The sequence below is a fragment of the Roseovarius sp. genome, from assembly GCF_040223625.1.
In the GTDB taxonomy this organism is placed as follows: domain Bacteria; phylum Pseudomonadota; class Alphaproteobacteria; order Rhodobacterales; family Rhodobacteraceae; genus Roseovarius.
The window spans coordinates 1-11,291 of record NZ_JAVKFX010000069.1; the positions used below are offsets into that span (position 1 = coordinate 1).

Consider the following 11,291-nt stretch of genomic DNA (forward strand, 5'->3'; position numbering starts at 1 on the left):
GTCTTGGCCTTCTGGTTGTCGGTCAGGCAGGCCTCGAGCTGATCTTCCTCCAGCCCGGCCACCTTGCCGATCTTGCGCAGCCGGTCGGCGATGGCCACCGGGTCCTGCCCGTTGCCGATCCAGTCGCGCTGTTGCTTGTAGAGCATGTCGGCAATGCCGAAGAACCGTTCCTCCCCGCCGCAGCGCGCGACCATCCCGGCCCACAGGCCGTAGCGGTCGAAATAGACGTCGCGGTAGATGAAGTGGATCTTGTCGGTGTCGATGTAATCCGCCTTGAGCTGCTTGAACTGGTTCTGGTGGAAACTGGCGCAATGCGGGCAGGTGAACGAGGCGTATTCGATCATCGTGACCTCGGCGTCGGGGTTGCCCAGCGACATCTCGACGATGGTGGAGGTGTCGATCTCTTCCTCGGCGGGCGCGGCGGCCTCCTCGGTTGCGGCGCCGTCTTCGGCCTCCGTCGCCTCGGTGCTTTCCTCGGTCGCGTCCGCGGCATCAGTACCGGCCGCCTCGGCGCTTTCCTCGGTCGCGGCGCTTTCTTCCGTCTCGGCGCCCTCCGCCGTCTCGCCATCGGTCTGCTGCGCGTTGACGGCGGCGAAGGGCAGGTCGCTCTGCGCCGGGGTGGGCTGCGAGTTCAGCCACCACGCCAGGCCGGCAACAAGGGCAAGGGCCACGGCCCCGGGGATGATCATGCGGTTCATCGCGGAATTCCTTCGGTCAGGGTTTGCGTCTGGATAGAACGTTACGGCCCAGGGCTTCAAGGGCCTGCCTCAGCCCCTCGTCATGGACCGGCGCGGCGATCTCGGCCGCGTGGCGGCCGGCCTCGGGGTCGGGCGGGGCCGCCGGGGCCTGTTTCGGGCGCGTCTCGAACGCCACCTGCCCCTCGGCAAAGCCGGTGGGCGCGGTCTGGGTGATGCGGATGCGGGCGATGGCATTGTAGCCATAGGCCGCGTTCACCCGCTCGCGCAGAACCTCCTTCTGCATCTCCAGCATCGGGGCCTGCGCACCGGTGGTCAGCACCGACAGGGTTGCGCCGAACCCCTGCCGGCCATAACTGACCTCGACCGGGCGGGCGATGGCGGCGATATCTTCCCCCACGATCTCGGCCCAATGGGTCAGCACGCGGCTCACGGCAAAGCCCCGTGTCTCCGACGCCTTGCGGATCTGTGCGCCCAGCAGGGTCGCACCACGCTTGAAACCGAATGTTGTGCCCTTGTGGGCGGGCATGGCTGACCTCCCGGCAGTTCTGCCCTAACTTAGGCCAAGTGGCGGGCGTTGACAGCCCCCGAGATGAGGGAGAGGCATAACAGATGCGTGACGGGCAGGTTCAGGAACTCCTCGACTGGTACGACCGGCACGCGCGCGACCTGCCGTGGCGCGTGGGGCCATCGGCGCGGGCGGCGGGCGTGCGGCCCGATCCCTACCGCGTGTGGCTGTCGGAGGTGATGCTGCAACAGACCACCGTCGCCGCCGTGAAGGCCTATTTCGAACGCTTCACCACGCTCTGGCCCACGGTGACCGACCTCGCCCGCGCCGAGGATGGCGTGGTGATGGGCGAATGGGCGGGGCTTGGGTACTACGCCCGCGCCCGCAACCTGCTGAAATGCGCCCGCGTGGTGGCAGACGAGCATGGCGGCCGTTTCCCCGACACGCGCGAGGGGCTGCTGGCCCTGCCCGGCATCGGCCCCTATACCGCCGCCGCCATCTCGGCCATCGCCTACGACGCGCCGGAAGTGGTGGTCGACGGCAATGTCAGCGGGTGATGGCCCGGCTTTTCGACATCCGCACCCCCCTGCCCGCCGCCAAGCCCGAGATGATGGCCGCCGCCGCCCGGATGACCCCGAATGAGCGCCCCGGCTGCTACGCCCAGGCCGTGATGGACCTCGGCGCCACCATCTGCACCCCCCGCTCCCCCGCCTGCGGCATCTGCCCCTGGCGCGAGCCTTGCCTCGCCCGCAGGGCCGGCGTTCAGGCCGACCTCCCCGTCAAGGCGCCGAAAAAGACCAAGCCCACCCGCTTCGGCTACGCCTATGTCGCCCGCCGCACCGACGGCGCCTGGCTGCTGGAACGCCGCCCCGACAGCGGGCTTCTGGGTGGGATGCTGGGCTGGCCCGGCAGCGATTGGAACGAAGATCCCCAGCCCGCCCCGCCAATCGGGGCCGACTGGCACCGCCTGCCCGAGGAAGCCCGCCACACCTTCACCCATTTCCACCTGCGCCTGAAAATCGATGTGGCGCTCGTCCCCGCCGACACAGAGCCGGCCCGCGGCATCTTCCTCCTGCCGAGGGATTTCAGCCCCGCATCGTTACCCACCGTCATGCGAAAGGTTTTTGACTTGGCGCATGGAAGCTTCGAAGATGCCCGCTAAACTGACCGCGCGGCAAGAACCGAGGAGCCACGCCATGATCCCTGCCAGACAAGCCGTCAACCTGCGCAACGCCATCCCCTTCTGGATGTCGCTGCTGCTCGTGCCCGTTGCCATTCTCGGCGCCACGGTAGGGGGCTGGACGGTGATCCTCCTGCCCATCGTGACGTGGTATTTCTTCTCGATCCTCGACGCGATCCTCGGCCTCAACCTCGACAATGCCGACCCCGAGACGGGCGAGGATGACCTGACATGGTACAAGGCCATCACCCTCGTGTGGCCGCCGGTGCAGTTCGCCCTGCTCTTCGGCCTGATCTGGTACGTCACCGGGCCGGGTAACGCGCATCTCTCGGCGCTGGAAACCATCGTGCTGTTCTTCGGCGTGGGGGTCATCACCGGCACCGTGGGCATCAACTACTCCCACGAGCTCATGCACCAGAAAGACCGGGGCGAGCGCTTCCTCGGCGACGTGCTGCTGTCGATGGTGCTCTACTCGCATTTCCGCTCCGAACACCTCCAGGTGCATCACCGGCACGTGGGCACCCCGCGCGACCCGGTGACGGCGCGCTACAACGAGGGGTTTCACCGCTTCTTCCCCCGCGTGCTGATCGGGTCTCTGAAATCCGCCTTCCGCGCCGAGAAGGGCATGCTTGCCCGCAAGGGCCTGCCCTGGACGGACCTCTCGAACCCCTTCTTCCGCTACTGGGCTCTGCAGGGCTTCATGCTGCTGCTGGCGATCCTGATTGGCGGCTGGGCCGGGCTCTTCCTCTTCCTCTGGCAGGCTTTCGTGGCGGTCTGGCAGCTCGAGCTCGTCAACTATGTCGAGCATTACGGCCTCACCCGCAAACACCTGGGCGATGGCCGCTACGAACACGTCAAACCCCAGCACAGCTGGAACGCGGCGCACAAGGCGTCGAACTGGCTGCTGATCAACCTCCAGCGCCATTCCGACCACCATTACAAGCCCGACCGGCGCTTCCCGCTCCTGCAGACCTACGGAATCGACGAGGCGCCGCAACTGCCCTATGGCTACCCGGTCATGACCATGGCGGCGATGGTTCCGCCGGTCTGGCGCCGGGTGATGAACCCCCGCGTGCGCCAGTGGCGGCAGATGTACTACCCCGAGATCACCGACTGGCTGCCCTACAACAAGGCCCGGAACCCCATGCCCCGCGGCGCCTGAGCAAAGCCCCGCCCCGCGCTTCTTCTGGCCGGAAGTATCCCGGGGGGAGACGTTGAATTTCCGCTGGAAATTCAACGCTAGGCGCAGCGCCCCCTTCCAACGCCGGCCCAAAGAAAAACCCCCGCCCATTCAGGCAGGGGTTTCCCAATTCAAAAGCCGTGCGGATCAGGCCGTCTTCTTGCCCTTGATCGGCGCCCAGAGGCGCTTGTTCGTCAGGTACAGCAGCACGGTCAGCACGGTCAGGAAGATCACCCCGGCCAGCCCGGCCTGCTTGCGCGCCATCATCTTGGGCTCGGCGGCCCATGTCAGGAAGGCGGCCACGTCCTCGGCCTCGTGGTGCAGCTCGTTCGAGTGCCCGTCATCGAACTCCACGTCCTCGCCGTAAAGCGGCGGCGCCATCGAGATCCAGCCGCCGGGGAAGGCGGTGTTCTCGTAAAGCGTGGTACCCGCCTCTTCCTTGGTCTCACCGGTATAGCCGGTCAGGACCGACACGATGTATTCCGGCCCGCCCATGCCCTTGAAGAGCTGGTTGATGCCGGTGCCGTAGGGCCCGTGGAACCCGGCCCGCGCCTTGGCCATCAGGCTCAGGTCAGGGGCGTTTTCCAGGTTCGACCGGGGGAAGTGATCGGTCGGCTTGGCGGTGCGGAAATCGTCGAGCTCCGGGTCGAAGACCTCGAAATTCGCCGTGTAGGCCCGCATCTGGTCCTCGGGCAGGTGCGGCCCGCCCTCGTCCGACAGCGTCCGGAACGGCACGTATTGCATGCCGTGGCAGGAGGCGCAGACCTCGGTATAGACCTTGAGCCCGCGCTGAAGCTGGTTCTGGTCGAACGAGCCGAACGGCCCCTCGAACGAGAAGTCGACGTCATGCACGTGGCTTTCGCCTTCGGCCGCCAGCGCCCCCGAGCCCGAAAGGGCCAGGGCGGCAACTGCGGAGATCGCAATCTTTTTCAACATTGTCCCTTGTCCTTTCTTCACTCGGCCGGCGTTTCGGCTTTGCCGTGACGGGTCTTGAAATCGTCCTCGATGGTCTCCGGCTGCGCCTCGGGCTTCTCGATCACGCCGAGCAGCGGCAGGATCACGAGGAAATAGGCGAACCAGTAGGCCGACCCGATCAGCGAGATCGTCGAGTAGGGCGGCTCGGCCGGCATGGCCCCGGCCCACATCAGCACGACGAAGTCGATGACCAGAAGCCAGAACCACCATTTGAACATCGGCCGGTAGCGGCCCGAGCGCACCGACGAGGTGTCGAGCCACGGCACCAGCGCCATCACCGCGATCGCGCCGAACATCGCCAGCACGCCGAAGAACTTGGCGTTGACGATGCCGCCGGTGATCCAGCTTGCCAGCATCACCACCCACACGTCCGAGGTGAAGGCGCGCAGGATCGCGTAGAACGGCAGGAAGTACCATTCCGGCACGATATGCGCCGGCGTCACCAGCGCGTTGGCCTCGATATAGTTGTCGGGGTGGCCGAGGTAGTTCGGCATGAAGCCCACGATGGCGAAGAACACCACCATGATCACGCCCAGCGCGAACAGGTCCTTTATGACGAAGTACGGCCAGAACGGCACCGTGTCCTTCTCGGCCTCGGCCTTGGAGGTGCGGCGCACGTCGACACCGGTGGGGTTGTTGTTGCCCGTGGTGTGGAACGCCCAGATATGCACCGCCACCAGCGCCGCGATCACGAAGGGCAGCAGGTAGTGCAGGCTGAAGAAGCGGTTCAGCGTGGCGTTGTCCACAGCCGGTCCGCCCAGCAGCCAGGTCTGGATCGATTCGCCGATGAACGGGATCGCGCCGAACAGGCCGGTGATCACCGTGGCGCCCCAGAACGACATCTGCCCCCAGGGCAGCACGTAGCCCATGAAGGCGGTGCCCATCATCAGCAGGTAGATCAGCATGCCGACGATCCACGTCACCTCGCGCGGGGCCTTGTACGAGCCGTAGTAGAGACCGCGGAAGATGTGGATGTAGACGGCGAAGAAGAACAGCGACGCGCCGTTCATGTGCAGGTAGCGGATCATGTAGCCGCCGTTCACGTTGCGCATGATGTGCTCGATCGAGGCGAAGGCCAGGTCGACATGCGGCGTGTAATGCATCACCAGCACGATGCCGGTGACGATCTGCAGCACGAGGCAGAAGGTCAGGACGATCCCCCAGATCCACATCCAGTTGAGGTTCCTGGGCGTGGGGATCATCAGCGTGTCATACAACAGGCTGGCGATGGGAAGCCGCTTGTGCAGCCACTTCTCGGCGCCCGATTTCGGTTCGTAGTGATCGTGCGGAATTCCGGACATGAGCGCGCTTCCTTATCCGAGTTGGATCGTGGTTTCGTCGACGAATTCCGCGATCGGAACCGGCAGGTTCTCGGGCGCGGGGCCTTTGCGGATACGGCCGGCCGTGTCGTAGTGCGACCCGTGGCAGGGGCAGAACCAGCCGCCGAAATCGCCGGCATTGCCCAGCGGCACACAGCCCAGGTGCGTGCAGACGCCCATTTCCACCAGCCACTCGCCGGTCTCGCCGAACGAGCGGTTCTCGTCGGTCGCCGGGGCGTCGGGCGGCAGGTTGTCGTTGCGCGCCAGCGGATCGGGCAGCGACGACACGTCGGCGTCGCGGGCCTCGGCGATCTCTTCCTCGGTGCGGCGGCGAATGAAGACCGGCTTGCCCAGCCACTTCACCGTCAGCTGCGTCCCGGCCGAGACGCCGGACACGTCCACCCGGATCGAGCTCAGCGCCTGAACGTCGGCGGACGGGTTCATCTGGTTCACCAGCGGCCAGACGACCGCCCCGGTGGTGACGATACCTGCGCCTGCGGTGGCATAGTAGAGGAAATCCCTACGGGTGCCTGCGTGATCTTCTTCGTGGGACACGAGGTTTACTCCATATCTCAAGCCGGAACCGGCCAAGTTCATCATCTCAATGACATGACCACGGCGCAAGAGCACCGGGCACGTTTCCGACCCGCTGTTTAGCGGGGCTTTGGCGAGGCGTCCAGTGCACATTCGCCACGATTTGACCGGGGCGCTCATCTGTCGCGCTTGTGGCGCGGGGCGGTGGCGTGTAAGCAGGCAATCGAACCGTATTCCCGGAAAAGAGTCCCTTCTCATGTTGCGTTACGCCAGATCCGCCCTCGCCGCCCTCGTCCTGCTGGCCAGCCCGGCCGCCGCGGAGATCGAGCTCAGCCTCTATCTCGGTTGGCAGGGTGTCTCCGACAGCCGCGGCAGCGGCACTTTGCCCGGCGGCGCGGCGTTCAGCCGCAAGTTCAACTGGGACGGCAAGCCGTTCGAGTCGCCGATCTACTACGGTGGCCGCGCGATGTGGTGGAACACCAACAACATCGGCTTCGGCGTCGAGGGCACGCATACCAAGGCCTATGCCTCGGCCGGCGACCTCGCCGCGCTCGGCCTCAGCCGGTTCGAGCTGTCGGACGGGCACAACATCTTCACCGCCAACGTCATGAAACGCTGGCCCGGCTTCTTCAAGGGCTCGAAATTCACGCCCTATCTGGGCGCCGGTGTCGGCCTTGCCATCCCGCATGTCGACGCGCAGGTGATCGGCGCCACGAACCGCACCTACGATTACGAACAGACCGGCCTCGCGCTGCGCGGGATCGCGGGCATGAAATACGACCTGAACGACCGCTGGGCGCTGTTCGGCGAGTACCAGGTGACCTGGTCCGACAACGACATCACGCTCGACGCCGACCCGGCAGTGCCCGGCCAGCTTCCCGGCCGCCTCAGCACCGAGCTGACCACCCACGCCATCAATTTCGGCGTCAGCTACAGCTTCTGATCCGGGGCCGGCGCCATGACGGCTGAAGGGGCCGCCCCATGACCGCAACCGCCCGGCCACGCCGGCGCCTGCGGCCGGCCGGGGCGGTGCTCGTCCTCGTCTTCGCCCTCTACGCCGGGCTTGCCGCCGGCACCATGCCCGCGTGGATGAACGGCGCGCTGACGATCGTCCTGTGCACCGGTGGCGAAACCGTCACCGTCACCCTCGACGAGAACGGCACCCCGGTCGAACGCACCCACCAGCGCTGCGACTGGTCGGTACAGCTCGTGGCTGCCGAAATCGCCACACAGGCCCCTGTCCTGCCGCGCCCCGCCACGGCCCACCCTGCCGAGGCCGAGATCCGCGCCTTCGCCGCCCGCGTGGCACCCCCTTTCCTGCTGCAATCCCCGCGCGCCCCGCCGCGCCTCCTCTGACGCGAAGACATTTCCCTTCCCCTTCAGAGGACTTTTCCCATGGTTTCGACCGACCTGACCGGCACGCCCGCGCGTGACCGCTCCGCCCCCGTGGCGGCCAACCCGTTCTATCGCGCCGCATGGCGCTGGCATTTCTACGCCGGGCTCTACATCATTCCCTTCTTCATCATGCTTGCCCTTTCCGGCATGGCCATGCTCTGGATCGCCTGGATCGACGGGCGCGACGGCGAGCGCCTGCCCGTCACCCCGCAGGAGGCCCCGCTCGCCGTCTCGGTGCAGGCCGACGCGGCGCTCGCCGCCGTGCCCGGCAGCCACCTCGTGCAATACATCGCCCCCCGCGCCCCCGACCTCGCCGCCATCTTCCGCGTCGATCAGGGCGACAGCGCCACCATGGTCGCCCTCGACCCCTACACCGCCGAGGTGCTCGAGACCTTCCCCCGCCGCAGCGGCTGGTACGACCTGGCGGACGATTTCCACGGCACCCTGCTGCTCGGCGTCACCGGTGATCGGATGATCGAGATCGCGGCCTCCCTCGGCATGGTGCTGATCGCCACCGGCCTCTACCTCTGGTGGCCGCGCGGCACCGGTCTCGCCCGGGCGCTCCTGCCTCGCATCGGCCGCGGCCGCGCGGGATGGCGGGCGCTTCACGGGGCGGTGGGCCTCTGGATCTCGGTCATCCTGATGTTCTTCCTCGTCTCCGGCCTCTCGTGGTCGGGCGTCTGGGGCGAGAAGATCATGCAGGCCTGGAACCAGTTCCCGGCCGGCAAATGGGGCGTCGACGTGCCGCTCTCGGACAGCACCCATGCCAGCATGAACCACGGCCCCAAGGAAGTGCCCTGGGCGCTGGAACAGACCCCGATGCCCGCCTCTGGCAGAGATGCCGGCACCGACGGGATCGCCGGGCCGCTCACCGTCGACACGGTCGATGCCTTCGCCCGCCGGATCGGCTTCGACGGGCGCTACCAGATGAACCTGCCGCAGAGCGACACCGGCGTCTGGACGCTCAGCCGCGATTCGATGAGCACCGACAGCACCGATCCCACCTCCGACCGGACCACCCATATCGACCGCCACACCGGCAAGATCCTCGCCGACGTGCGCTACGAGGATTACTCGTGGTTCGGCAAGGCCATGGCGGTGGGTATCGCCCTGCACATGGGCACGCTCGGGCTGTGGAGCGTGCTGGCCAACACGCTCTTCTGCCTCTCGGTGCTCTTCCTCTGCCTCAGCGGCGTGGTCATGTGGTGGAAACGCCGCCCGCGCGGCCAGTTGCGCCTCGCCCCGCCGCCCCTGCCCGCCGACCTGCCGCTCTGGCGGGGCGCGGTACTGGTCGGGCTGATCGTGTCGCTGGCCTTCCCGCTGGCGGGGCTCACCCTGATCGCGGTGCTGCTCTTCGACCTCGTGCTGCTCTCGCGCCTGCCGGGGCTGCGGGCGCGTCTCGCCTGACACCGGCCTGCCGCGCCCTCACCGGGGCGCGGCACCTACCCGGCCCCGCCGTCTCGCGCCCAGCCCAGGGCATCCTCCAGCCGGTCGTCGCCCCAGAATACCTCGCCCCCCGTCACGAAGCTGGGCGAGCCGAAGACGCCCAGCGCCACAGCCTCCTCCGTGACCGCCTCGAGCACGGTGCCGGTGGCCTCGCCCTGCGCCTGCGCGATCACCCGCGCCGGGTCGAGCCCGGTTTCGGCGATGCTGGCGCTCAGGTTCGGCTCCTCTCCCGCCGGAAGCCCTTCCTCGAACCAGCGGCGATAGGTGGCGCGGGTATACTCGGCAACCCAGCCCTCCTCCTCCGCCAGCACGGCAACCCGGTTGGCCAGTTCCAGCCCCGCCAGCGGATAGGGCGCAGGCAGGCGCGGCGTCAGCCCGTAGCGCGCCGCCCGGCGCCCGATATCGCGCCACATGTAGGCCGATTTCACCGGCTTGTTCATGAAGGGGATGTTGTTCTGTTCGACCATCACCGTGCGCACGTTGAACGGCCGCCAGCGCACCCCCACACCGGCCTGCTGCGCGGCCGCCTCGATACGCGGCAGGGTCAAATAGGTATAGGTGCTGCCGATCGAGTACCAGAAATCGATATGGCCCATGCCACCCTCCCCGGCCGCGCCGGTCACTCCGGCGCGGTGGCCTTCATGCTCTCGCGCGCGCTGAACACCGCGTACCAGTCATCGAGCGCCCCCGCCCCCTCGCGCCAGTTCCGGCCCGAATGGCGGAAATCGAGATAGCCCAGCGCACAGCCGATGGCGACATGGCTCATGTCCAGCGGCCCGTTCAGGTGGCTCATCCACCGCCCGTCCACCGCCTCGACACAGCGCGCCACCTTGGCCCATTGCGCGTCGATCCAGCCGTCGAACACCTTCTCGGGCGGGCGCACGCGATGCTCGTAGACCATCAGCAGGGCGGCCTCCATCATCGCATCGGCCGTCGCCTCCAGCGTCAGCGTCTCGAACAGCCGGCTTTCCGGGTAGAGCCCCGCGCCGAATTCCGCATCCAGAAACCGGCAGATCACCCGGCTGTCATACACCGTCGGCCCGGTGTCGCGCACCAGCGCGGGCAGCTTGCCCGCCGGGTTGGCGGCGGCAAGGTCGGGGTTGGTATCGATGGCGGTGGTCATGACATCGACGATCTCGACGGCGTCGGTCTGGCCGGTTTCGTGCAGCAGCACCCTCACCTTGCGGGCGAAGGGCGAGGCCGCGGCGCTGATCAGCTTCATGGGCGGAACTCCCTCGGGTTTCGGCGCGAAGGCTAGGCTCCCCGCCGCCCGCTGTCCATCGCTATCCGTCGGGGTTGCGCATATGGGCGGCCAGCGCCGGCGTCTCCTGCCCCGGCCCGTGCGCCTCCACCTCGCCGGCGGCCTGCAGGCGCACCTCCTCCGGCTTGTTCTGGTTCAGCTTCCATGTCGATTGGATGTCCGCCACATCCATCACGCAGGGCACGATCTGGCGCATCATCTTCTCCATGACGCCGTCACTCATCTTCGCCGTGGTCCAAGGCGTCTTGGGCGCGAGCCGTTCCTCGTACACCGCCGACTGCCGGTCGAGCAGGTCGTGCAAACTCTCCTGCGGCTGCAGGCTCACCTCGCCCACGAGATGAACGGCGATGTAATTCCACGTCGGCACCTGGTCCTCGACCCCGTACCAGTCCGGCGAAACATAGGAATGCGGCCCCTGCACCGCGAGACGCGCCTGCACCGGCGCGGCGAGCATGCGCGCGATCGGGTTCGACCGGACAAGGTGAAACTCCGCCCGCTTGCCATCCTCCGACAACAGGAAGGGAATATGGCTCACCAGCGGCGCCGCATCGGTGCCCACGCATAACAGGCCGAACCCCTGCTCACGGGCAAAACCGATACTACGCGCCTCGGGCGCCTGACGAAAGGCCGGGTTCGGATGCATTGCAAGGTCCATAGCAACTGTCTTTCTCATCCCGCCACTGGCTGGTGCTCCCTCTGATCCCGCAGCATGGCATTGAGGATAGTGAGCAGCTTGCGGGCGCAGGCGATGATGGCGAGTTTGACGGGCTTTCCCGCCTCCTGCAGCTTGCGGCGGAA

The 11,291-nt window shown here is 67.1% G+C and carries 12 protein-coding genes and 1 pseudogene; 5 read left to right on the top strand and 8 right to left on the bottom strand.

All coding sequences use genetic code 11. The features are described 5' to 3' along the window. Window positions 1-698: thioredoxin domain-containing protein (locus RLN94_RS19290; RefSeq protein WP_350169458.1), on the bottom strand; the 698-nt coding region annotated here is incomplete at its 3' end. Window positions 699-714: 16 nt separating this feature from the next. Then, window positions 715-1,224, bottom strand: coding sequence for a DUF721 domain-containing protein (locus RLN94_RS19295; RefSeq protein WP_350131488.1), 510 nt, complete (start codon window positions 1,222-1,224; stop codon window positions 715-717). A gap of 83 nt (window positions 1,225-1,307) precedes the next feature. On the opposite strand from RLN94_RS19295, the pseudogene mutY reads away from it, so the two are divergent. Together mutY and RLN94_RS19305 are read left to right on the top strand one after the other, a co-directional pair. Further along, window positions 1,308-2,365: pseudogene (mutY, locus tag RLN94_RS19300) on the top strand (A/G-specific adenine glycosylase). 34 nt (window positions 2,366-2,399) lie between these two features. Beyond that, complete coding sequence (locus RLN94_RS19305) at window positions 2,400-3,545, top strand: alkane 1-monooxygenase (RefSeq protein WP_350131482.1); 1,146 nt, start codon at window positions 2,400-2,402, stop codon at window positions 3,543-3,545. 165 nt (window positions 3,546-3,710) lie between these two features. On the opposite strand, the gene RLN94_RS19310 is transcribed toward RLN94_RS19305, so the two are convergent. Genes RLN94_RS19310 through petA form a run of 3 tightly spaced genes read right to left on the bottom strand, consistent with a single transcriptional unit; the run spans window position 3,711 to window position 6,412 of the window. Beyond that, on the bottom strand, window positions 3,711-4,499 hold the full coding sequence (locus RLN94_RS19310; RefSeq protein ID WP_350131479.1) for a cytochrome c1: 789 nt from the start codon (window positions 4,497-4,499) through the stop codon (window positions 3,711-3,713). A gap of 17 nt (window positions 4,500-4,516) precedes the next feature. Continuing rightward, window positions 4,517-5,839 (bottom strand): cytochrome b, encoded by a 1,323-nt coding sequence (gene petB, locus RLN94_RS19315; protein ID WP_350131476.1) that lies wholly within the window; start codon window positions 5,837-5,839, stop codon window positions 4,517-4,519. Window positions 5,840-5,851: 12 nt separating this feature from the next. Then, window positions 5,852-6,412, bottom strand: coding sequence for a ubiquinol-cytochrome c reductase iron-sulfur subunit (gene petA / locus RLN94_RS19320; protein ID WP_350131473.1), 561 nt, complete (start codon window positions 6,410-6,412; stop codon window positions 5,852-5,854). A gap of 235 nt (window positions 6,413-6,647) precedes the next feature. Between petA and RLN94_RS19325 the strand changes: the two genes are divergently transcribed. Genes RLN94_RS19325 through RLN94_RS19335 form a run of 3 tightly spaced genes read left to right on the top strand, consistent with a single transcriptional unit; the run spans window position 6,648 to window position 9,193 of the window. Further along, entirely contained in the window at window positions 6,648-7,334 is a 687-nt protein-coding gene (locus RLN94_RS19325) for an outer membrane protein (protein ID WP_350131470.1), read from the top strand. Window positions 7,335-7,372: 38 nt separating this feature from the next. Then, entirely contained in the window at window positions 7,373-7,747 is a 375-nt protein-coding gene (locus RLN94_RS19330) for a hypothetical protein (RefSeq protein ID WP_350131467.1), read from the top strand. A 39-nt stretch (window positions 7,748-7,786) separates the two neighbouring features. Continuing rightward, complete coding sequence (locus tag RLN94_RS19335) at window positions 7,787-9,193, top strand: PepSY-associated TM helix domain-containing protein (RefSeq protein ID WP_350131464.1); 1,407 nt, start codon at window positions 7,787-7,789, stop codon at window positions 9,191-9,193. A 35-nt stretch (window positions 9,194-9,228) separates the two neighbouring features. On the opposite strand, the gene RLN94_RS19340 is transcribed toward RLN94_RS19335, so the two are convergent. The 3 genes from RLN94_RS19340 to RLN94_RS19350 all read right to left on the bottom strand — a co-directional run bounded on the left by RLN94_RS19340 (window position 9,229) and on the right by RLN94_RS19350 (window position 11,136). Then, a complete protein-coding gene (locus tag RLN94_RS19340; protein ID WP_350131461.1) occupies window positions 9,229-9,828 on the bottom strand; it encodes a 2-hydroxychromene-2-carboxylate isomerase in 600 nt (199 codons plus the stop codon). Between the two features lie 23 nt (window positions 9,829-9,851). Further along, complete coding sequence (locus tag RLN94_RS19345; protein ID WP_350131459.1) at window positions 9,852-10,454, bottom strand: glutathione S-transferase; 603 nt, start codon at window positions 10,452-10,454, stop codon at window positions 9,852-9,854. Between the two features lie 61 nt (window positions 10,455-10,515). Beyond that, window positions 10,516-11,136 (bottom strand): FMN-binding negative transcriptional regulator, encoded by a 621-nt coding sequence (locus RLN94_RS19350; RefSeq protein WP_350131590.1) that lies wholly within the window; start codon window positions 11,134-11,136, stop codon window positions 10,516-10,518. Between the last annotated feature and the right edge of the window lie 155 nt (window positions 11,137-11,291).

Excerpts from the sequence above, each read along its gene's own strand:
- RLN94_RS19295 (WP_350131488.1), bottom strand. The coding sequence starts at position 1,224 with ATGCCCGCCCACAAGGGCACAACATTCGGTTTCAAGCGTGGTGCGACC.
- RLN94_RS19305 (WP_350131482.1), top strand. The coding sequence starts at position 2,400 with ATGATCCCTGCCAGACAAGCCGTCAACCTGCGCAACGCCATCCCCTTC.
- RLN94_RS19310 (WP_350131479.1), bottom strand. The coding sequence starts at position 4,499 with ATGTTGAAAAAGATTGCGATCTCCGCAGTTGCCGCCCTGGCCCTTTCG.
- petB (WP_350131476.1), bottom strand. The coding sequence starts at position 5,839 with ATGTCCGGAATTCCGCACGATCACTACGAACCGAAATCGGGCGCCGAG.
- RLN94_RS19325 (WP_350131470.1), top strand. The coding sequence starts at position 6,648 with ATGTTGCGTTACGCCAGATCCGCCCTCGCCGCCCTCGTCCTGCTGGCC.
- RLN94_RS19330 (WP_350131467.1), top strand. The coding sequence starts at position 7,373 with ATGACCGCAACCGCCCGGCCACGCCGGCGCCTGCGGCCGGCCGGGGCG.
- RLN94_RS19335 (WP_350131464.1), top strand. The coding sequence starts at position 7,787 with ATGGTTTCGACCGACCTGACCGGCACGCCCGCGCGTGACCGCTCCGCC.
- RLN94_RS19340 (WP_350131461.1), bottom strand. The coding sequence starts at position 9,828 with ATGGGCCATATCGATTTCTGGTACTCGATCGGCAGCACCTATACCTAT.
- RLN94_RS19345 (WP_350131459.1), bottom strand. The coding sequence starts at position 10,454 with ATGAAGCTGATCAGCGCCGCGGCCTCGCCCTTCGCCCGCAAGGTGAGG.
- RLN94_RS19350 (WP_350131590.1), bottom strand. The coding sequence starts at position 11,136 with ATGCATCCGAACCCGGCCTTTCGTCAGGCGCCCGAGGCGCGTAGTATC.